Source organism: Streptomyces sp. NPDC088350, assembly GCF_044753545.1.
In the GTDB taxonomy this organism is placed as follows: Bacteria; Actinomycetota; Actinomycetes; order Streptomycetales; family Streptomycetaceae; genus Streptomyces.
Window position 1 is genome coordinate 713535 of sequence record NZ_JBIVNL010000004.1, and the last position, 21536, is coordinate 735070.

General features: G+C 70.1%; 18 protein-coding genes and 1 pseudogene. 5 read left to right on the forward strand and 14 right to left on the reverse strand.

The genetic code is table 11. From position 1 onward, the window contains the following. Positions 1–57: 57 nt before the first annotated feature. Positions 58–1266 (reverse strand): CaiB/BaiF CoA transferase family protein, encoded by a 1209-nt coding sequence (locus ACIQBL_RS17120; RefSeq protein WP_401942164.1) that lies wholly within the window; start codon positions 1264–1266, stop codon positions 58–60. A 59-nt stretch (positions 1267–1325) separates the two neighbouring features. Beyond that, positions 1326–1760, reverse strand: a complete 435-nt coding sequence (locus ACIQBL_RS17125; protein WP_401942166.1) for a hypothetical protein — start codon at positions 1758–1760, stop codon at positions 1326–1328. Positions 1761–2076: 316 nt separating this feature from the next. Here ACIQBL_RS17125 and ACIQBL_RS17130 point away from each other — a divergent pair, with 316 nt between their 5' ends. Then, positions 2077–2643 (forward strand): hypothetical protein, encoded by a 567-nt coding sequence (locus ACIQBL_RS17130; RefSeq protein ID WP_401942168.1) that lies wholly within the window; start codon positions 2077–2079, stop codon positions 2641–2643. A 246-nt stretch (positions 2644–2889) separates the two neighbouring features. Then, positions 2890–3141, forward strand: a pseudogene (locus ACIQBL_RS17135) (IS5/IS1182 family transposase); the annotation flags it as partial. A gap of 301 nt (positions 3142–3442) precedes the next feature. Here ACIQBL_RS17135 and ACIQBL_RS17140 read toward each other — a convergent pair. The 4 genes from ACIQBL_RS17140 to ACIQBL_RS17155 form a co-directional block, all read right to left on the reverse strand. Next, positions 3443–4384, reverse strand: a complete 942-nt coding sequence (locus tag ACIQBL_RS17140; protein ID WP_401942171.1) for an LLM class flavin-dependent oxidoreductase — start codon at positions 4382–4384, stop codon at positions 3443–3445. Between the two features lie 97 nt (positions 4385–4481). Further along, a complete protein-coding gene (locus ACIQBL_RS17145; protein WP_401942173.1) occupies positions 4482–6179 on the reverse strand; it encodes an amidohydrolase in 1698 nt (565 codons plus the stop codon). Between the two features lie 41 nt (positions 6180–6220). Next, positions 6221–8782 carry an ATP-binding cassette domain-containing protein gene (locus tag ACIQBL_RS17150; RefSeq protein WP_401942175.1) on the reverse strand — a complete coding sequence of 854 codons (2562 nt, stop codon included), beginning with the start codon at positions 8780–8782 and terminating at the stop codon, positions 6221–6223. Positions 8783–8791: 9 nt separating this feature from the next. Beyond that, a complete protein-coding gene (locus ACIQBL_RS17155) occupies positions 8792–9823 on the reverse strand; it encodes a sugar ABC transporter substrate-binding protein (protein WP_401942178.1) in 1032 nt (343 codons plus the stop codon). A 260-nt stretch (positions 9824–10083) separates the two neighbouring features. On the opposite strand from ACIQBL_RS17155, the gene ACIQBL_RS17160 reads away from it, so the two are divergent. The 3 genes from ACIQBL_RS17160 to ACIQBL_RS17170 all read left to right on the forward strand — a co-directional run bounded on the left by ACIQBL_RS17160 (position 10084) and on the right by ACIQBL_RS17170 (position 15504). Beyond that, a complete protein-coding gene (locus ACIQBL_RS17160) occupies positions 10084–11136 on the forward strand; it encodes a response regulator transcription factor (protein WP_401942180.1) in 1053 nt (350 codons plus the stop codon). A 244-nt stretch (positions 11137–11380) separates the two neighbouring features. Continuing rightward, positions 11381–14611 carry a fused isobutyryl-CoA mutase/GTPase IcmF gene (gene icmF, locus ACIQBL_RS17165; RefSeq protein ID WP_401942182.1) on the forward strand — a complete coding sequence of 1077 codons (3231 nt, stop codon included), beginning with the start codon at positions 11381–11383 and terminating at the stop codon, positions 14609–14611. A 29-nt stretch (positions 14612–14640) separates the two neighbouring features. After that, a complete protein-coding gene (locus ACIQBL_RS17170; RefSeq protein ID WP_401942185.1) occupies positions 14641–15504 on the forward strand; it encodes a 3-hydroxybutyryl-CoA dehydrogenase in 864 nt (287 codons plus the stop codon). On the opposite strand, the gene ACIQBL_RS17175 is transcribed toward ACIQBL_RS17170, so the two are convergent. From ACIQBL_RS17175 to ACIQBL_RS17210, 8 genes are all read right to left on the reverse strand, one after another. Continuing rightward, positions 15499–15669: a hypothetical protein gene (locus ACIQBL_RS17175; RefSeq protein ID WP_401942186.1), complete on the reverse strand. Its 171-nt coding sequence runs from the start codon at positions 15667–15669 to the stop codon at positions 15499–15501. The genes ACIQBL_RS17170 and ACIQBL_RS17175 overlap by 6 nt on opposite strands. 106 nt (positions 15670–15775) lie before the next feature. After that, positions 15776–16066: a hypothetical protein gene (locus ACIQBL_RS17180; RefSeq protein ID WP_401942188.1), complete on the reverse strand. Its 291-nt coding sequence runs from the start codon at positions 16064–16066 to the stop codon at positions 15776–15778. A gap of 375 nt (positions 16067–16441) precedes the next feature. Beyond that, positions 16442–16609 (reverse strand): hypothetical protein, encoded by a 168-nt coding sequence (locus ACIQBL_RS17185; protein WP_401942190.1) that lies wholly within the window; start codon positions 16607–16609, stop codon positions 16442–16444. 407 nt (positions 16610–17016) lie between these two features. Further along, a complete protein-coding gene (locus ACIQBL_RS17190; RefSeq protein WP_401942193.1) occupies positions 17017–17733 on the reverse strand; it encodes a 3-keto-5-aminohexanoate cleavage protein in 717 nt (238 codons plus the stop codon). Between the two features lie 47 nt (positions 17734–17780). Beyond that, positions 17781–18470, reverse strand: a complete 690-nt coding sequence (locus tag ACIQBL_RS17195; RefSeq protein WP_401942196.1) for an RraA family protein — start codon at positions 18468–18470, stop codon at positions 17781–17783. 8 nt (positions 18471–18478) lie between these two features. Beyond that, the gene (locus ACIQBL_RS17200) at positions 18479–19270 is read right to left on the reverse strand and encodes a carbon-nitrogen hydrolase family protein (RefSeq protein WP_401942198.1); all 792 of its coding nucleotides are present in this window, start codon (positions 19268–19270) and stop codon (positions 18479–18481) included. A 76-nt stretch (positions 19271–19346) separates the two neighbouring features. Next, entirely contained in the window at positions 19347–20429 is a 1083-nt protein-coding gene (locus ACIQBL_RS17205; protein ID WP_401942199.1) for an ABC transporter ATP-binding protein, read from the reverse strand. Positions 20430–20431: 2 nt separating this feature from the next. Further along, entirely contained in the window at positions 20432–21514 is a 1083-nt protein-coding gene (locus tag ACIQBL_RS17210) for a PotD/PotF family extracellular solute-binding protein (RefSeq protein WP_401942201.1), read from the reverse strand. Positions 21515–21536: the final 22 nt, after the last annotated feature.

The window sequence follows — 21536 nt, forward strand, 5'->3', positions numbered from 1 at the left end:
GCGGTTCGGTCGTGGCGGCTGCGCGGCGAACGGTCGGACGACCGGTCTGTGCCACGCTCAGCCGTGGTGGGGAACGCGGAGGATCTCAGCGGTGTGCCGGCCCAGGTGTGGCGGTGGCAAGCGGTACTGCGCCGGCGTGCCGCTCAGCGCGATGGGGTTCGCGACCTGGCGGGAGTGCCTGCCGTGTGTCTCATCAGCGGCGATGTCGACGATGCCGGGCAGGCCGAGGTTCTGGGCGAAGGCGAAGGCCTCGTCGAGGGTGTTCACCGGCCCGGCCGGCACCCCGGCGGCCAGCAGGACGGCCGACCAGTGGTCCGCGCCGTCGGCACCCAGGCGTTCGGTCAGGATGTCCCGAAGTTCGGCGCGGTGGGCGACCCGGTCGGCATTGGTGCGGAAACGGTCGTCGAGCGCGAGATCCGGATCCTGCACGGCCTTGGCGAGTGCCGCGAACTGGCGGTCGTTGCCCACCGCGATCGCGATCGGGCGATCGGCGGCCGGGAAGGTCTCGTACGGGGCGATGCTCGGGTGCGCGTTGCCCATCCGGCCCGGGACCACGCCGGCGACGGCGAACGCCGACGCCTGGTTGACCATGGCGGACAGCAGGGAGCTGAGCAGGTTCACTTCCACGTGCTGCCCCTCCCCGGTGGCGTCCCGGTGGCGGAGAGCGGCGAGGATGCCGAGCGAGGCATGCAGGCCGGTGATCACGTCGACCAGGGCCACGCCCGCCTTCACCGGCGCCCCGGCCGCGTCGCCGGTCACGCTCATCAGACCGCCGACGGCCTGCACGAGCAGGTCGTAACCGGGGATCGCCGCGCCCGGACCACTGCCGAAGCCGCTGATCGAGCAGTAGACCAACCCCGGGTGCCGGGCGCGGAGTTCGCGAGGTCCCAGCCCGAGCCGTTCCATCGTGCCGGGCCGGAAGTTCTCCACCAGCACGTCGGACTCGGCGACCAGGGCACGGGCCTGTTCGAGGCCGGCGTCGGTGGTGAGGTCCAGGACGACGGACTTCTTGTTCCGGTTGACGCTCAGGAAGTAGGTCGACGTGCCGTCCTGATCCGCCGGGGGATGCCAGGCCCGGGTCTCGTCCCCGATGCCCGGCCGCTCGACCTTCACCACGTCGGCACCGAGGTCGGCGAGGAGCATCGTGGCGTAGGGGCCGGCGAGTACCCGGGAGAAGTCGGCGATGCGCAATCCGTCCAGCGCGCCGTGCCCCGCTCCGTCGAGACCGCCCGTTTGTCCGTCCGGTGCGCTGTGCTGGGTGCCCACGCCCCCTCCTCTCTGGTCGTCCCCCGCGTGCGGGGTGGCTGTGTCCCGGCCCGTTCCCGTTACCACCAGCGCGCCAGTGGCGATGCCGGGTGGGTGAGTTCGACGAGGGGCAGTCCCTGACCGAGGGGAGCGACGGACCGTACGACACTCACCCGTGACCCCGCCCCGACCGCGACCGGCGCCGTCCCGGTGACCTGGCAGAGCAGGTTGAAGCCCTCGTCCATCGCGACGAACCACGTGTTGAGCTGAGCATGACCACTGCGGCGAACGACGACCCCGAAGCCGTCGCTGCTCTCCCGGGTGAAGGCCGTGGCCCCGCAGGTACGGCAGAACGAACGGCGGTTGGCCGCAGTCCCGCACCAGAGGCAGCGCTGGAAGAAAAGCTCGCGGCAGACCGTCGGCGCAGTCGACATCGCTGCCGTGGCAGTGGCTGCGGTGGCGGACTCCTGGCCGTCTGCGCACTCGGCATGTCCACGGGTCTCTGTCTGGAGCATCACGGCCTCCTGCTCTCGGTTCGGCTACCGGAAACGGGTGTCGGAATCCGATCTGGCTCCATCACCCTGGCCCCGGCGCACGTCACCGGTCAACGACGTACTGACGCATCTTTGTGCGCGGAAACCGTTCCGTTCACCGAGGTCAGAGCGGGTTTCGGCCGCTACTCTCACAGCGGAGCCCGTGTGGTCACGAGCGGCGCCCGCCAACGACCCTGAAGGTCCGGTGAGGCCCTGAGGCATACGCTCGAACCAGGGGGATCGGCTCTCTGGAGCGGCCATGGGAGAAGAGGGACATCTCGCGAGGTCATCGAGCCCCGTGACGGCTCTCGACACCGCGGACCGGATACTCGCCGCAGGGCTGCGGCAGACGGTGCACGAGCTTCAGGCAACGACCGGTACCGCGATGGTTCCCCTCGATGACGGGCAGACGCTGGCCAACGTTCTCGTGGCGGGCGACCCGCTGTCGATCTTCACCGTGGCGGACCACCACGCGATGACCGACGATCGATACATCGGAGCCGTCGCCTACCGCACCGGACGCCAGTGCGTACGCGTGCTGAGCGAGACTCCCAGCGGTGTCCGACCGGCCATACCGTTCCCGTACGCGACAGTCGCCACTCCGTTGATCGGCAGCGACGGGCGATCATTCGGGGTCGTGGTCCATCTCTGGGCCGGCCCTTTCGCGGACCAGGGGCTCGATGTCGTCGTCGACTTCGCCGGGTACGGCACCACCACGGCGGGCGCCGTGGAGACCGTCCGGCGCGACGGCCGCGTCGTCCAGGTCGGGCTCGGCGTCACGGAAGGCACCATCACCTCCAGACGCTCACCCTCAACCAGGTCGTCCTGCTCGGCTCACAGGCCGGCACTCCCGAGGACTGCCTGAAGGTCGTCGACCTCATCGCCGAGGGCAAGGTGCGCTCGCGCATCACCCGGATCGGCTTCGACGAGATCGGCGAAGGCGTGGAGCGGCTCAAGCGCGGCGAGGTGGTGGGACGGCTCGTCGCCATGTACGAGTGAGCGGATCGGGCCCGCCCACCGAGGCGGTGAGGAGAGGACCAAGGCGCGGACCGCCCGTTGACGAAGAAGTCGTACGACTCCGCACCCGCGCCGGTGAACGCAGCCGGCCGGGCGGCATGTGGGCTCCTCGTCACGCACCTGCCGGTTCTCGGCGACCGTGCAGGTCATCGTGGATGCCGACACCCGTCTGGTGATCGCGGCGGCCCGGCCGGTGCCGGGCTGCCAGGATGTGATCGTGCTGGGCGACGACGCCTGCCTCGACTGCGGGATGGTCACCCCGCACCGCAGACGCCCCCATCGGACCCTGCCGGCGGGCAAGGAAGAAGACAACGCCGCCCACCGCAAGGTCCGCGCGCGGGTGGAGCGCGACCCCGGAGCGGCAAGCCGTCGTACCGCCTCGGTCACGTCGTCCGTGAGCAACCGCTCGGGCGCCGCCGGACAGGTGCAATCGCCTGCACCGACAGGCAGCCCACATCACCGGCCCGTCTCAGAGACCCGAGACGGTGGGGCCGGGCGGCCCGCCGCACACGAGCCACGTCAGCACCCGCCGCCGGGGCGCGTCCGGCCAGTCGGCCCGGCATGGGCACACTCCTTCAGCAACAGTTGTGTGGAGGGCGAATGTCGTTCGGAGTCGCATTGCACGAAGGAGCGGGCCGACTGGGCCGTCAAGCACGCAGCGCCTCCACGCGACGCATCACGTCACGGCAGAACCGGCCGACCGCGTGCGGGTCGTCGATGAACTGGTTCGGCTTGACGCAGAACGTGGTGAAGCCCTGCTCCAGTTGTTCCGGGATGACCGCGAGCGCCGCGCCGAGGTCCGCCGGGGAGTGGTCGTCGGGGAACACCGCCTGGGTGCCGCCGATCATCTCCAGTTCGGCGATGTCCCGGCCGGCCGCCGTCAGGGCGTCCTTGAGCACCTGGATCTCCTGCGGTGCCGGCCGCCCCAGTGGATGAAAGCCGTGGCCGTACCGCACAAGTCGGCGCAGGACGGGGCCGCCCAGGCGCTGCCCGCCGAACCAGAGTCTCGGTCCTTCGGGGCGGTGTGCCCTGGGTTCGAAGTACACGTCCCGGAACGGGTAGTGCTCGCTCTCGTGGGAGATCGGTGAAGGCCCCCAGGCCTTGGCCCAGACGGCGAGGTGTTCGTCGAGCAGCCGCCCGCGTCCGCCGAAGGGGACGCCAAGGGCGTCGTACTCGTCCCTGCTCCAGCTGACCGTCGGCTGCACCAGCAGCCGGCCCTCGCTGATCAGGTCGAGGGTGCCCAACTCCCGGGCCATGAGCAGCGGATGGCGCAGGGGTGCCAGTACCGCGGCGGCGGCCAGGCGCAGGCGTTCGGTGACGGAGGCGATGGCCGACAGCAGGAGCAGCGAGTTCGGCCAGGGTGTGTACGGATCCTGGTTGCCCGGCAGGGCGTAGTCTCGGGGGTTGCCCATGATGCCGTCGGCCGCCGCGTCCGGGCCGAGGACGATGTGCTCACTGACCATGACGGAGTCGAAACCGGCGTCCTCGGCCTCGCGGGCCCACCGTACGGCGGCGGGCAGGTCGGCCCGGCCGCCGGTCAGGGTCCAGTTCTCGCTGAGGACAAGCAGCATGCGGGGTGTGTCGGTCATCGGGGACGTCCTTCGCCTGCGCCGGCCGTGGCAGGCCGGTTTCTCATTTGGCCTCAAACGTATTGAGGGGATTGTCGGGCGGTCCAGGTCGGCGCGGTCAGCGTTCGTGGACGACGCGCCCGTCGAACACCGTCAGGTCCACCTCGACGTCCGTGAGGGAGTGCGGGTCCAGGTCCAGCAGCGGGCGGTCCAGCACGCACAGGTCCGCGACCTTGCCGATCTCGACGGACCCTTTCCAGTTCTCGGCGAAGTCCTGCCGGGCGGGATTGATCGTGTAGGCGCGCAGGGCCTCGGCGAGCGACACGCACTGCTCGGGACCGCTCTGTCGGCCGCTGGCCTTCGACTCCCGCAACATCATGGCGGACACCCCCTGCCGCCAGTCGGGCTCGGTGATCGGCGCGTCGGAGCTGGCGCAGACGGTGACCCCGGCCTCGACGGCGAACCGTACGGGCCATTGGTACGCGGAGCGGCCGGGGCCGACGACCTCGTCCATCAGGTCGGAGATGGTCCACTTGATGGCGGGGTTCATGTTGACGCCATAGCCATGTGCGGCCAGCTTGGCGAGGCTGTCGGCGCCGACGAAGTCGCCGTGGATGACGTAATGGCGGGCGTCGGGACGCGGAACGGCGTCGTTCGCCGCGAGGAAGGCGTCGACCACCGTGTCGATGGCCAGGTCGCCGGTGACGTGCACGCCGAGCTGGAAGCCCGCCTCGTGGGCGACGCGGATCATCTCGGCCAGTTCGTCGCTGCGGAGTGCGGGGGTGTCGCCGTGCACGCACAGCGCGCCGTGGCCGCCGTCGGCGTACGGCTCTCGCATCCAGGCCGTCCCGTTGGGCGGCACCCCGTCGGCGAAGATCTTGACGCCGATGGCGTTCAGGAGCCGCGGATCGGCGGACTCGGGGCGCCGCAGTTCGGCCAGGCCCTTGCGGACGTCGTCGGCCGAGCCGCCCATGGGCGCCGGCAGCAGCAGGACGCTGACCCGGGCCTGGAGTCCGCCACTCGCGGCGAGGTCGGCGTAGGCAGTCCAGTTGTCGGTGCTCAGGCCGCCGAAGAGGGATGTGGCACCGCCCGGGCCGAGGCCTGGTTCGGTGTAGCTGGTGATGCCGCGGGAGTGCAGTTCACGCACCATGCCCTGGATGGCCGCACGGCGCCGGCCGATGGTGGGCGAGGGCAGGTGGGCCAGGACGAGCTGCTGTGCGGCCTCGCGCAGGATGCCGGTGGGCTCCCCGCCGGAGTCGGTGTCGACGACTCCGGCGGACGGCGGCACGCTCACGGTGTCGATGCCGCAGCGGCGCAGCGCCGCGCTGTTGACCCACACGAGGTGCGAGGAGAAGTGGGTCAGACAGACCGGGTTGTCCGGTGCGATCGCGTCCAGGTCCCGTCGGTGCGGGAACCGTCGCGCGTCGGCCAGGCACTCCGCCAGGTAACCGGTGTCCCAGCCGAGCCCGACGATCCACTCACCGGGCCGGGCCGCGCGGGCCGCCCGCTCCACGGCGGTGGCGATGTCGGCGATCGACCCGACCGCCGGGTGGCCTACGTCGAGGGCGAACGGCGGCTTCGTCATGCCGTACGCCGCCCCGTGCAGGTGCGAGTCGTTGATGCCCGGCAGGACGGTCCTGCCGTCGAGTTCCACGATCCGCGTGCCGGGTCCGGCCAGGGCGCGCAGGTCGGCGTCGCTGCCGACGGCGACGATGTCCCGGCCGTGCACGGCCACGCCTTCGGCGACCGTGAAGTCGTGGTCGACGGTCAGGACCTGCCCGCCGGTCAGGATGAGGGAGGGGTCGCTGTCGCGCACGTGAGGCCTTTCCGCCGGAACGGTTCGGGGCAAGGGGGCGGTCACCGCGTGAGCCGTGGGCCGAAGCGGGCGAGCGCGGCGCCGGCCACCAGGGCGCTGCCCTGCGCCATCTGCTGCCAGAACGTGGGCACGCTCAACAACGTCAGTCCGTTCTGCAGGCAGCCGAGGAAGAGCACACCGAGCAGGACGCCGAGGACCGAACCGGAGCCGCCGCTGAGCGCGACCCCGCCGAGCAGTACGGCGGTGAGCACGGTCAGTTCGAACCCGGCCCCCGATGTCCCGGACACGACACTGTCCAGTACCGATGCCTTGATCGCGCCGGCCAGGGCCGCGGCCACACCGGTGACGACGAACAGCGCGAAGGGCGTCCGGCGCACATTGATGCCGGAGAGATAGGCGGCCTCCCGGTTGACGCCGATGGCGAAGGCGTGGCGTCCGGCCGGGGTGAGCGCCAGGAACAGCGCGCCCGCCGCGAGGACGAGTACGGCGATGACGACCGGTGCGTCGATTCCGGCGATGCGGGATCCGCCGAGCCAGGCGAACCCGGACCCGAAGCCGCTCAGCGGCAGCGGAAAGAGCTGCTGTGCCAGTCCGCGGACCGCCGTCAGCATGCCCAGTGTCACGATGAACGCGGACAGCCCGAGGTAGCAGCACAGGATGCCGTTCACGGCGCCCACCGCCGCGCCGACGACGAGCGCGCCGAGCACGGCGACGACGGGCGGCTGGTGCTGCTGCCCGGTGAGCCAGCCCGCCACGAGTCCGCCGAGCGCCAGCGTGGAGCCGACCGAGAGGTCGAGGTAGCCGCTGATGACGAGCAGGGCCAGCGGCACCGCCACGATGGCGAGGGTCGCCGCGTCGGTGGCGATCCCCCGCAGGTTGCCGGGGTCGAGGAAGCTGCCGGTGGTCAGCTGGAAGACCAGCACCATGAGGGCGAGGACGACCAGCAGGGGATGACGCCGTAGGGCGTTCAGCCCGCCTCCGGCCAGGGCGCGCGGGCCTGGGGTCAGGCGGTTCGCGGGGGCGGTGGTCGCGGTCGTCATGCCGCTCCTTCCGAGGTCGTGGGGGCGGTGTCGTCGGCGTCGTGGACGGCCGACAGCAGGGCGGCTTCGGTGAGTTCGGCGCCACTCAGTTCGCCGGTGATCCGGCCGCCCGAGACGATCAGGCAGCGGTCGGCGAGTGCGACGACCTCCTCCCGGGTCGCTGGAGGCGAACAGCACGGCCGTTCCCCGCCGGGCGGCGAGTGCGGAGACGACCTGGTAGATCTCCTGACGAGCGCCGACATCGACGCCCTGGGTGGGCTCGTCGAGGAGCAGGACGTCGACACTGCGCGCCTCGTTGATCCACCGGCCCAGCACGAGTTTCTGCTGGTTGCCGCCGGAGAAGGCGGCGGCCGGCAGCCGCGGACGGACGGGCCGCAGCCCGACCGCGTCGGACAGGGCACGGAACACCCGCCGCTCGGCGGCCAGGTCCCGTAGCCCATGCCGGGCGAGCGGGCCGATCGACGGCAGCAGCACGTTGTCCTGCGCGCTCAGTACAGGGAACAGGCCCTGCCTGCGCCGGTCGGCCGGCACCAGGGCGATCGCCGCGGCCAGCGCGTCCGCGGGACGGGCGGGCGCGACGACCTGCTCCCCGACCCGCACCGTGCCGCCCGAGGCGCGGCGCCCGCCGAAGAGGGTCTCCAGGATGCGCGTGCGGCCCGAGCCCATGAGTCCGTAGAGTCCGACGGTCTCCCCCTCGCCGACGTCGAACTCCACGGGGCCGAACCCGGGGCCGCGGAGCCCGTCGACCACGAGCCTGGGGGCACTCGGAAGGGCGGAGGTGCCGTCCCCCTCGACGACGGTGGGACCGGCGGTGCGCGTGGTGTCCTCCGGGACGGGTTCGGGTCGGCCGACGATGGCTTCGACCAGCTCGCGTCGGGTGTGACCCGCGACCGTCGAGTGGTGGGCGACCCGGCCGTCGCGCAACACCGTCACCGCGTCCGCGAGCCGCTCCACCTCGGCCAGCAGATGGGTGACGTACACGATGGCCAGGCCCTGGGTACGCAGGTCCTCGACGCGTTCGGACAGGGCATCGCTCTCGGCCCCGGACAGTGCGGCGGTCGGTTCGTCCAGGACCAGTACCGCGGCACTGCGGCTGAGGGCCTTCGCGATCTCCACCAACTGCCTTTGCCCCATGGGTAGTTCACCCACCCGGTCGCGCGGCGAGCAGCTCGCCGCGACCCGCTCCAGCAGCCCCGCCGCCACGTCCTCCTGCGCTCGGCGGTGCACGATGCCGCAGCGCGTCCACTCCTGGCCGAGGAAGATGTTCTCGGCCACCGTCAGGGAGTCGACGACGCTGAGTGTCTGGAAGATGATCGCCACGCCCGCGGCGATCGACTCGCGTGGGGTCAGGCGCGCATGGGCGGTCCCGCCCACCTCGATCGTGCCCGCGTCCGGCGGAAAGGCACCGCCGAGGCACTTGATCAAGGTGGACTTGCCGGCGCCGTTGTGACCGAGCAGGGCGTGGACCTGGCCCGCCGGGACCGTGAGGTCCACGCCGTCCAGGGCCCTGACGCCGCCGAAGGACTTGCTCAGCCCCCGGATACGAAGGTTCGGTTCCGTCATGGCGGGCGCCTAGGAGTTCTGCGCGAGAAGGTCGTCGATACGTGCGATGTCCCCCTGCCCGACGAGGGTGATCGGCACCTGGACGCTGGGGTCCGCCTTCCCGGCGGCGACGGCCAGGGGTACGTCGACGACCGCGTTCGCGATGTCCTTCGGCGCCAGGGCCGCCGAGGCCCGGTAGAAGGTGCCCTGCTTGATGGCGAGGAGGGAGGGGGCGGCGCCGTCCTGGCCGCCGACGAAGGTCCTGGCGTCGGTCGACTTGCGGCCCGTCTGCTGGAGTGCCTTGAAGCCACCGTAGGCGGCGGCGTCCGTGACGCCGAGGACGAGGTTGAGGTCGGGGTGTTTGGCGAGGACGGCACGGGACTTGGACAGCCCGCTGTCGGGGTCGACGGCCTGTTCCTGGGCGACCACGTCGACGCCGGGCGCGTGCTGGGTGAAGGCGTCGATCATGCCCTTGGTCCGCTCACGGCCGAGCTCGATCGTGCTGTCGGTGAGGAAGGCGATCTTGCCCTTGCCGCCGAGCGTCTCGTTGGCCCACTTCGCGGCGGCCTCCCCGAGCAGCGTGCCGCCCTTGAGGAAGCTGAACTGGATGTCCGCGCTCTGATGCTGCAGGGATCCGCCGTACGTCACCCAGATCAGCCCCGCGTCCAACGCCCTCTTGGCGATCGCCTCGGTGGCCTCGAAGACCATCGGGAACGACACGATGGCCGGCGTTTTCTGGGCCACCCATGTCGTGAGATTGGTGGCCTGGGTGTCGGCGCTGCTCGCGTCGCTCGTGGTCAGCAGGGAGACGCCGTGCTTCTTGGCCGCGGCCGTGGAGAGTTTCACGAGGGTCGCGTAGAGCGGGAGTTGGGTGAAGGGATAGTCCAAGCCGATCCTGGTGAGGGACTTCGACCGCGCCGACGGCTCGGCGGCGGCCGTGCTCGTGCCGTCGTCCGGCGCGGAACAGCCCGAGAGGGCGAGCGCGGTAGCGGCGACCATGCCTCCGGAGAGCGTCAGGAACTGGCGGCGCGAGGCCGAGGAGGGACAAGAGGATCTGGGCATGGCGGGGCGCTCCGAGGGATACGGCCCGATGGCGCTGGCACCGGGCGTCCGGCTGTGCCGAACAGCAAAGACCCGGGCGCCCCGCCCCGCCATCCGTAGAAGTACCGACTGTCCGAGCGGCCCGGGGGCGAGCGGTGGGTGTCCGGTCGCAAAGGCCGTGCCCCGGTCACGGAACAGTGGACGGCTTGTCCGGCCTGCCCGGAAGCCCATACCGTTAGGAGTCAAACGACATCTTCGTCGTGGGGTTCCGGGAGGCCCGTATGGTCAGCCACCAGCAGCTCGCGGCAGCGACCCGCATCTGCATGCTCACCCGCGAACGCGACACCGCTTCGGCCTGCGCCCAGGCGCTGGAGGAACTCCGCCGCGCCCTGCCCCTCGACGCCGCCACCCTGCTCACGATCGATCCGATCACCGGAACACACCTTCAGGTCGCGGGAATCGGCTACCCCGCCACGACGTCCGAGTCGCTGGCCGCCGAGTTCGTCTCGACCCCGTGGTACGCGAACGTCGTACGGCAGCCGCTCCCGCCGTCCATCACCGAGGACGCCGAGGACGCCGCATCGGGCGCGCAGCGCTTCCGCAACGGCTGGTTCTACGCCGAGCGGGTCCGGCCCGCCGGGTTCCGCGACGCGCTCACCGGCGCCCTGCGCCACGACGGCCGCCTGGTCGGCCTGGTCAACGTGTCCGTCGAGGGACCGGGCACCTACGACACGGAGGCACGGCACCTGCTCGCCTCGATCCTGCCCGCGCTGGGCGTCCTCGCCGATCCGACCGCCCACACCGGTGACCTGCACGACGTACCGGCGGACGCGGGGGCCAACCTCGTCACCGCCGAGGGTGTCATCCGCCTCCCTGGCCGGAACCCCGCCGACGTACTCGACGACGACCAATTCGGCCGCCTGGTGCGGGCGTTCGCCGACTCGGGCGGCCTGCGGCTGCGCGTCCTGTGGCCGGTCGGCCGCGGCTGGCGCCGCGTGGTGCTGCGCCGATGCACGGTGGGGTCACCGGTCGCCCGAAGGGCGGTCCTGGTGTCGGACACACCCACACCGCTGCCCTACGGCCTGAGCCCGCGCGAGCTGGAAGTACTGACCCGCGCGGCCAGGGGCCAGACGAACCAGGCCATCGCACAGGCACTGTTCCTGTCCCCGCGGACGGTGCACAGCCACATCGAGCACCTGCTCCGCAAGACGGGCTGCGTCTCACGCGCGGAGGCCACGGCCCTCGCCGTACGCGACGGTGTACTCAGACCCAGCCCCGAGGACCTGGAGCACTTCGTGGAACGGACGGGCGCAGGACAGGCGCGGCCCTGGTAGTCCTCCTGCCGGCGCCGGCCGACCACGAGCGACTCACGGAACCGGGGGAAGGCCACCGACCGCTCCTGAGCCGAGACCCGTCGTGAACAGTCGCGCCCCGGCACGAAGGCGTCGGCAGACTCCTCGGGGACCGGTTCACTTCCCCCTTTGTGCTTCTGGTCACACGACGATCACCTTCTGTCATTTACTAGGACGTCCTAGTATTTCGCTCGTCAGCTCTCCTGACCGTTGCGGGGAAGACTTCATGAGCGATCTACACCGTCCGGTGCACCCTGTCCGTCTGGTCACGGCTTCGGCCCTGTTCGACGGGCACGACGCATCGATCAACATCATGCGGCGGATCTTCCAGTCCCAGGGCGCCGAGGTGATCCACCTCGGGCACAACCGGTCGGTGCAGGAAGTGGTGGACGCCGCGCTGGAGGAGGATGTGCACGGCGTGGCCGTCTCTTCCTACCAGGGCGGACACGTCGAGTACTTCGAGTACCTGGTCGATTCCCTGCGCGCCCAGGGCGCCGAGCACATCCGTGTAGTGGGCGGGGGCGGCGGCGTCATCGTGCCCGAGGAGATCACCCGGCTGCGCGGGAGCGGAGTGACCATCTTCTCGCCGGAGGACGGGCAGCGGATGGGTCTCGCCGGGATGGTCAACTCCGTTGTGCGGGACTGCGACTTCGACCTGTGGGAGAGCGCGCCGTCCGACGTCTCCGCCGTCCTCGCCGGCGACCGTTTCGCGATCGCCCGCGCCCTCACCGGAGCCGAACTCGGCAAACTGCCCGCGGAGTTCCTGGCGCAGGTGCGCACCGCGGCGCGGGCACGGACCGTGCCGGTGCTGGGCATCACGGGCACCGGTGGTTCGGGAAAGTCGTCACTGACCGACGAGTTGGTACGCCGGTTCCGGGTTGACCAGCAGGACAAGCTGCGGATCGCGGTGATCGCGGTCGACCCGACCCGACGCCGCGGCGGTGGCGCACTGCTCGGCGACCGGATCCGGATGAACTCCCTCGACGGCAACCGGGTGTTCTTCCGCAGTCTGGCCACCAGGGGCAGCCGCGAACTGCCCGAGCACCTGACCGAGGTGATCGACGTCGCGAAGGCCGCCGGCTTCGACCTGGTGATCGTGGAGACACCGGGCATCGGTCAGGGCGACGCGGCGATCGTTCCGCTCGTCGATGCCTCGCTCTACGTGATGACACCGGAGTTCGGTGCCGCCTCGCAGCTGGAGAAGATCGACATGCTCGACTTCGCCGACGTGGTGGCGATCAACAAGTTCGAGCGGCGCGGCGCCAAGGACGCGCTGCGCGACGTCGGCCGCCAACTGGTCCGCAACCGCGAGGCGTTCACCATGCGCCCCGAGGACATGCCGGTGTACGGCACCTCGGCGGCGACCTTCAACGACGACGGCGTCACCGCGCTCCACCAGCACCTCAAGCCGGTCCTGGCCGAGAAGGGCCTGCCGCTGTCCGAGAGCACGCTGGCACCGGTCGACGTGCGCCACTCCTCCGGCATCCGCCAAGTCGTGCCGGCCGACCGGGTGCGCTATCTCGCCGAGATCACCGACACGGTACGCGCCTACCACGGCGACACCTCCCAACTGGCCGATGCCGCACGGCGGGTGCAGCGTCTGGAGGCGGTCAGAGCCGAACTCGTCGACGCCGGCACCGACGCCGAGAACGTGCGGTCGTTGCTCGACGACGCACGGAAGCTGCTCCCCCACGACATGGTCGCCCAGATCCTGAACTGGCCTGCGGTGGTGGCGTCGTACTCCGGCGACGCGCAGGTCGTGAAAATCCGGGACAAGGAGATCCGCACCGAGCTGACCCGCGAGTCCCTGTCCGGCAGCAGGATCCCTCGCGTCGCACTGCCCCGCTTCACCGACCACGGGGAGCTCGTGCGTTTCTGGCGCCGGGAGAACCTGCCCGGCCGCTTCCCCTTCACCGCCGGGGTGTTCCCCTTCAAACGGGACGGCGAGGACCCGGCCCGGATGTTCGCCGGCGAGGGCGACCCGTTCCGCACCAACCGGCGCTTCAAGCTGCTCTCCGAGGACCAGCCGGCGACCCGCCTGTCCACGGCCTTCGACTCCGTCACCCTCTACGGCCGTGACCCGGGCGAACGCCCCGACATCTACGGCAAGGTCGGCACCTCCGGCGTCTCGGTGGCCACGCTGGACGACATGAAGGCCCTCTACGACGGCTTCGACCTGGTGGCTCCGACCACTTCGGTCTCCATGACGATCAACGGACCCGCCCCGGCCATCCTGGCGTTCTTCCTCAACACCGTCGTCGACCAGCAGATCGACAAGTTCCGTGCCGCCGAGGGGCGTGACCCGTCGGCCGACGAGGCCGCGGAGCTGGGCGCGCACGCGCTGGCGAACGTGCGCGGCACCGTCCAGGCCGACATCCTCAAGGAGGACCAGGGCCAGAACACCTGTCTGTTCTCCACCGAGTTCAGCCTGCGGATGATGGCCGACATCCAGGAATGGTTCATCACACACAAGGTCCGCAACTTCTACTCGGTCTCCGTTTCCGGCTACCACATAGCCGAGGCCGGCGCGAACCCCATCAGCCAGCTCGCCTTCACCCTCGCCAACGGCTTCACCTACGTCGAGAGCTACCTCGCCCGGGGCATGCGCATCGACGACTTCGCCCCCAACCTGTCGTTCTTCTTCTCCAACGGCATGGACCCCGAGTACTCCGTGCTCGGCCGCGTGGCCCGCCGCATCTGGGCCGTCGCGATGAAGGAGAAGTACGGCGCGAACGAGCGCAGCCAGAAGCTGAAGTACCACGTCCAGACCTCCGGACGCTCCCTGCACGCCCAGGAGATGGACTTCAACGACATCCGCACCACCCTTCAGGCACTCATCGCCATCTACGACAACGCCAACTCCCTGCACACCAACGCCTACGACGAGGCCGTCACGACTCCCACGGAGGACTCCGTCCGCCGTGCTCTGGCCATCCAGCTGATCATCAACCGGGAGTGGGGCCTGGCGATGAACGAGAACCCGCTCCAGGGGTCGTTCATCATCGACGAACTCACCGACCTGGTCGAAGAAGCCGTCCTGCGCGAGTTCGAGCGGATCAACGAGCGCGGCGGTGTGCTCGGCGCCATGGAGACCGGCTACCAGCGCGGCCGTATCCAGGACGAGTCGATGCTCTACGAGCAGCGCAAGCACGACGGCACGCTGCCCATCATCGGCGTCAACACCTTCCGCAACCCGCACGCCGACTCCGCCGAGCCCGGCGCCATCGAACTCGCCCGGGCCACGGAGGTGGAGAAGCAGTCCCAACTCGACCGCGTCCGCGACTTCCAGGCCGGTCATCAGGAGCAGGCCCACACCGCTCTGGCCGCTCTCAAGGAGGCGGCGACAAGTGATCGCAACGTCTTCGCCGTCCTCATGGACGCCGCCCGGGTCTGCTCTCTCCAGCAGATAACCGACGCCTTCTTCGAGGTCGGCGGCCAGTACCGCCGCAATGTCTGACCACGACCATCGATCGGACAGGACTTCACATGGACTCCATCACCCGTCTCGGCGTCGTCGGTTGTGGGCTCATGGGCTCCGGCATCGCCGAAGTGGCCGCCCGCCGCGACATCGACGTCCGCGTCGCCGAAGCCACGCCCGACGCGGCGGCGACAGGTCGGCGACGGCTCATCGCCTCGCTCGACCGAGGCGTGCAACGCGGCAAACTGAGCGAGGCAGAACGCGACCAGGCCCTCGCCCGGCTCTCGTTCACCCACGACCTCGGCGATCTGGCCGACCGTCAGTTCGTCGTCGAAGCGGTCGCAGAGAACCGCGACATCAAGACCGAGGTCCTGCGCGCCCTGGACAAGGCGGTGGAGGACCCGGCGGCGATCCTGGCCACCAACACCTCGTCCATCCCCATCGTCGACCTCGCCGTCACCACCGAGCGGCCCGGCCAGGTCGTCGGCATGCACTTCTTCAACCCCGTGCCCGTACAGCAACTCGTAGAGGTCATCCCCGCCCTCACCACGAGCCAGGACACGCTGCGACGCACCCGTGCCTTCACCGATCAGCTCGGCAAACAGGCCGTCCAGGCGCCCGACCGCTCCGGCTTCGTCGTCAACGCCCTGCTCGTGCCCTACCTGCTCAGCGCGGTACGGATGGTGGAGTCGGGCGCCGCCCGCCCCGAGGACATCGATCAGGGCATGGAACTCGGCTGCGCCCACCCCATGGGACCGCTGCGTCTGCTCGACCTGATCGGTCTCGACACCGCACAGGCAGTGGCCGAGTCCATGTACGAGGAGTTCAAGGAGCCGCTCTACGCGCCCCCCGCACTTCTGCGCCGCATGGTCGCCGCCGGCCACCTCGGCCGCAAGAGCGGCCGAGGTTTCTACCCCTACGACGGTTCATAGGCGTACGCCTGACTCTTCGCACCCGTCGGAAGTACACGGCCAGGTCCTGCCCTCTCCCCCGACACCCATCGTGACAACACCGAGTTCGAGGTCCCTGCGGACCAAGTCCTGGGCAACTCGCAAGGACAGGATCGCGCCGGTCGCGCCCACTGGGTACCCCAGCACGACGACACCGCCGTACGGATTGGTCCGCTCAGGATCCAACCCCGAACAGCCTCCGGAGCGTCAACACCGTCGCGTAGCCCATGAGTTCGGGCCCCCTTCGCCACGGTCACCACCGACCGCCCACGTCCACCTGGACGATCTCGCCGTCGCCGGGTCGGACACACACCCTGTCGACGACATCACCGCACGACGCCGCCGACCACGAGACCGAAGCGCGGTGGGCTGCTTGAGGCCCTTCCTCCAGGAGGCTACGGCCGCTTCGGCGTCCCTCGCGCTCCGCCCCCGAGCAGCGGTCCGGGAGGATCGAGAAGACCAGGACGCGTTCCTTCCTCTCGATGACGGACAGCCGCGGGCGCGTGCAGGCGGTGCGCAGGTCCAGTTCGGAGGCGATGGTCATGGCCCTACCGGGTTCGACTTCTCCTTCGGCACCACGCATGCCTACAGCACCGCCGTCATTGGTCCGCCAACCGCCTACGCTCCCGGTCTGTCTGCTGCTGCGTTCTCCTCGCGAGGCAGACCCCGAGTTCGTCCCGCTCGACCGACACTCCGACCGAGTGCGACCGCCTCGACGCAGGATGGTGTGGTCCCCGCCGGTGTAACCCGCATACGCGGCACAATCAAAAGTGACGAACGCGCGCGAGAGCACGGGCAGGCCATGCTGGTCGGCGACGAACCCGGCGTCCGCGAATTCGTCGGCCCCCCCTGGTGGCGAACCGGGCTGCGAGATCGGCGTGCTCCGGGTCAATCACAGGTACGGTCCCACGCTGCGCCGCTACGAACGCGGGGTGGCATTCAGCACCTTCGTCGAGGCCGACCAGCACCAGCACCAGCGACCGGTGTCATCGGTGGTGGTCACTACGGTGACGCCGCTGGGAAACGAGGCCATCGCGTCACGGAACAGCTGAGACTGATCGGAGCGGACGTGCACCTGCTGATTCACGAGACCTCACTCCCACCCGTGTGCACCCGAAATCCACTGAGCCTATGGTCGGATCGGAAGCGTTGAAGCGACATGGTGGGCGACGTCTCCAGAGGTGGAGTGATCTCTCGCCACCCGGCGCGACACACGCCTGACCCTCGTACGGGGTCCGGCCGCCGAACTGGCGACCGCCGTGGGCGAACCGGCCGACGCGGTGGTCTCCGGGCTGCCGTGGACGGTCATGTCACGGGAACGGCGCGGGCACATCCTGGACTCCACCCGCCCGTCACTTCGGCGCCGAACTCGCGCGCCGCTTCGGCCCGTTGGAACGCTCGCCCGCGGTGTGGCCCAACCTCCCACCCGCCTTCGCGCACCGGACCACCCACAGGACAATGACCACCAGCACGAGCCCTCCGGTTCGTCCGCCGTCAGGTCGTCATCGCGCGGGCGGCGCGGACAAGGGCACTGTTGTCGGACGCCAGGGACCCGTCGGGAAGATGAATGCCGTCCTCGAAACCGATGCGTATCTGGTGGCCGTCCTCCAAGGCCGCGCGCAACACGGGCCAGGTCGTGGCTCCTTCGCCGTGGTAGAGGAGAGGACAGGTCACCCCCGCTTGACGGATACGCACGGCCATCGCCCGGCCGTGGGTCACCGCTGCGGCCGGTTCGGTGTCCATCGGCTCGATGAGGATGCGAACGTTGTCGTGGAGCGTCGGGGAGGCGAGCAGTGCGGGGAGGTCGTCCAGGCTCCACACCGCGCTCTCCAGATCCATGCCGCGTGCGACCACCAGGGACGCCGTCTCGGCGGCCCCCTCCTCGCTGAAGGCGACGGAGGCGAAGTCGGGCAGCACCTCCCACGCCTTGACCAGCGCGTACCGTTCCTCGGGGCCCGAGCAGGTCCACAGACCCGTGGTGGTGCCGACGATCGCGCCGGGCACCGCGGAGCGGACCTCGCGCAGCACCTCGGCGAGGGCACCGGGTTCGATGGTCTGGCCTCCTTCCGGGGTACGGACGTGGAGGTGGACGACGTCCGCGCCGGCGGCGATCACGGCGGCGGTGTCCGCGGCGAGTTCCCGCGGGGTGACGGGGACCGAGGGGTGTTCGGTCTTGGTGAGTCCACCGTTGACGGCTGCCTTGAGAAACACGGAAACTTCCTTGTCGGGTACGGGAGTTGATGAGGAACGGCGGTCGGTTACGGCGTCGCGGGCGCGGCGCGCAGCTTCGCCACCGTCGCCGAGGCCCCGGTCAGCTCACCGAGCGGCTGGCCCGCGTAGAGCTCGGCCACCAGCGAGGGTTCCTCCTCGTCGTCGAGGAGCGCCTCGTCGAGTACGGCGGCCAGACGTGCGGCGGGGGCGATCAGCAGCCCGTTGGCGTCGCCCAGGACGAGATCGCCCGGCCCGACCGGCACACCGCCACAGTTGACGGGCGCGTTCACACTGCCGTCGGGGATACCGTGCAGTTTGGTGGTCAGCAGCGAGGTGCCGTACGCGTAGACCGGTATGCCGAGTTCGCGCAGCGCGTCGATGTCCGTGCAGACCCCGTCCACGACGGCGCCGGCCGCTCCGCGTGCCGCGAGGGCGTTGACGACCACCTCGCCGAGCGGGGCGTGCCTGCGGTCCCCGCCGCAGTCGACGACCACCACGTCACCGGGGCCGACCAGCCCCGCCGTGTGGTGCAACAGCGTGGAATCGGTGGGGGTGATGCGCACGGTCACGGCGCGGCCGACCAGTTTGTCCGTGCCGGCGACGCGCCGGAGCCCCGGGTCGCAGAAGCCCTCCTCCAGGTAGTGACCGAGGGTGGGGAAGTCCACCTGGGCTAGCCGAGCCGCCAACTGGACGTCGAGCGGCGGGAATTCACTCAGGGAACGGAGATCGAGTGGCATGCTCGTGGTCACCTCGGTCCGATGATGATGCGGCGGTTGCGGAGCACCGGCAGGACGGTGCGGGCGCGGTCGATGCGGTGCTTGTCGGCGTCGATCACGAACAGGGCGCGTTCCTCCTCGCCGAGCGCGCCGCGGACGATGCCGAGGGGGTCGACGGCCATGCTCATCCCGATGCAGTCGGGCGTGGTGAGCGAGGCGGCCACCACCCAGCAGGTGTTCTCGATCGCCCTGCTGCGCAGCAGCGTCGTCCAGTGGTCCTCCTTCAGCGGGCCGCGCACCCAGGCCGCCGACACCGACAGGAGATCGGCGCCCATCTCCACCAGGGAGCGGGTGAACTCGGGGAAGCGGATGTCGTAGCAGTTGACGAGCCCGACGTTGAACTCGCCGATGCGTACGACGCAGGGGCCGTCGTCGCCGCGCTGGACCTCGCGGGACTCGCGGTAGTCGAAGGCGTCGTAGAGATGCATCTTGCGGTAGCGGCCGAGGAGTTCACCGTCGGCGGAGACGGCCGCGATGGTGTTGTACGGGAGGGCGGCGCCGCTGCCCTCGTAGCCGCCGGCGATCACCGCGGTGCCGTGCGCGGCGGCGATGCGGGACAGCGCGTCGAGGAAGACGGGCCAGTGCTTCTCCGCGACGTCGCTCAGAGGCTGCGCGGCGGCCTCGGCCGGGATCATCGACTCCTCGGGGAAGACCACGAGTTCGGCGCCCGCCGTCACGGCCTCGCCGACCATCTCCTCGATGGTGGCGATGTTGCCGCCTGTGTCGGCGGTCGGGGCGAACTGGGCTACGGCGACCTTCAAGGCCGTATCTCCTTGCTGTGGGGGTGGGTTACAGGCGTGCGGGTGTGAAGTGGGCCTCCAGTGAGGCGCGTTGTGGTCACTCGGCCAGGAGCCGGGACGCCTGCGGGTCCCAGTGGGCCAGCACCGGTCCGCCGGCGGTGAGTCCGGCGGGGGCGGCGCCGTGGCTCTCCGCGATGAAGGTGCCGCCGTCGGCGAGGGCGAGGTGGTAGCGGGTGGCGCTGCCGAGGTAGACGACCTGCTGGAGCGTGGCGGGCAGGACCGCCCGTCCGGCCGGGGGCGCGGAGTCCCCGGCGCTGATGTGGACGTGCTCGGGGCGTACGGCGAGATGGGCCTCGCCGGTGAAGGCCCCGGGCGGGAGTGGCACGGTGCCCAGGCCGTCCACCGTCAGGACGGTGCCGTCCGCCTTTCCGGTCAGGAAGTTGGAGGTGCCGATGAACTCGGCGACGAAGCGCGTGGCCGGCCGCTCGTAGATGTCCTCCGGGGTGCCGACCTGGACGACCCGTCCCTCGTGCATGACCGCGATGCGGTCGGACATCGTCAGGGCCTCCTCCTGGTCGTGGGTGACCGTGACGAAGGTGACCCCGACCTCGCGCTGGATCTTCTTCAGCTCCAGTTGCATCTCGGCCCGCAGCTTCTTGTCGAGCGCGCCGAGCGGTTCGTCGAGCAGGAGCAGGGAGGGCCGACCGATCAGGGCGCGGGCGATGGCGACACGCTGGCGCTGGCCGCCGGAGAGCTGGGAGACGGCCCGGTCGCCGTAGCCCTCCAGACGGACCAGGGCGAGAGCCGCGCGGACCGCTTCGGCCATCGCCTGCTTGGAGTGGGTCCTGCGCACCTTCAGTTCGAAGGCGACGTTGTCGTGGACGTTCAGGTGCGGGAAGAGGGCGTAGCTCTGGAAGAGCATGTTGAGGTCCCGCTTGTGCGGCGGGACGCCGCCTGCCGGGACGCCGCCGAGTTCGATGGCGCCCTCGGTGGGCTCCTCGAAGCCGGTGATCATGCGCATCAGCGTGGTCTTGCCGCAGCCGGAGGGGCCGAGGATGGAGAAGAACTCGTTGTCCCGGATGTCGAGGGTGACGTCCCGGACGGCGTGCGTGGTGCCGAACGACTTGCCGATCCCGGTCAGTTGCACGGCCGGCACGGTCTGCGGTGGGGAGACGGTCATGGTCAGGACGCCTTCACCTTGGTCCAGCCCTGCTGGAAGTACTGCATCGCGGTGCCCGGGTCGAGGAGGAAGTCGGCCTTGGCAATGGCGGAGTCGGGTGCGTAGATCGCGGGGTTGCTCAGGGCCGCCTTGTCCTTGATGTGGGCGCGGGCCGCCTGGTTGGCGCTGGCCGAGGAGCCGTCGTCGGTGGCCTTCGCGGCGACCTCGGGACGCAGCAGGTAGTTGATGAACTTGTAGGCGGAGGTGGTGTTCTTGGCGCCCTTGGGGATCGCGAGGCCGTCGGTCCACACGGAGCCGCCCTCCTCCGGGATCACGTAGTGGACGTGGGAGTCGGACTGCACGACCTTGGCCATCGCGGTACCGCTCCACGCCTCGGCCGCGCACGCCTGGCCGCTGGCTAGCAGTTGCGCGTAGTTGGTGGAGTTGTAGCCGGCGAGGATCTTCTTCTGCTTCTCCAGGGCCGACGTGGCTTCGGCGATCTGGTCCTTGTCGGTGCTGGTGGCGCGGTGACCGGTCACCTGGAGGCCGGCGATGTAGGCGGCCAGCATGTTGTCGAGCATGTACAGCTTGCCCGTGTACTTCGAGTCGAAGAGCGTCTTCCAACTGGTCGCCGACTTGACGCACTTGTCGTTGTAGGCGAAGCCCGTCGTCCCCCAGATCCACGGGACGCTGTACTTGTTGCCCTTGTCGTACGACGGGTCGCGGAACTTCGCGGCGAGGTTGCTCAGGCCCTTGAGCTGCGCGTGGTCCAGGGGCTGGATGAGCTTCTGGCCGATGAGCTGCTGCACCGTGTACTGGCTGGGCTCGACCAGGTCGTAGCCGGAGGATCCCGAGCTGAGCTTGGCGGTCATCGTCTCGTTGCTGTCGAAGGTGTCGACGGTGACCTTGATGCCGGTCTCCTTCTCGAAACCCTTCACCACGCTGTCGGGGATCTCCCCGGCCCAGGCGTAGATGTTCAGGTTCTTGCCGCCTCCCGAGGAGGAGACGGCATCGGAGCCGGAGCCGCCGCAGGCGGCGGCGAGCAGGGCGGTGCTGGTGACGACGGAAGTGGCGAGAAGGGCTCTGGAGACGGTACGACGAGGCATGACAGGGCCTTTCGAGGACGTG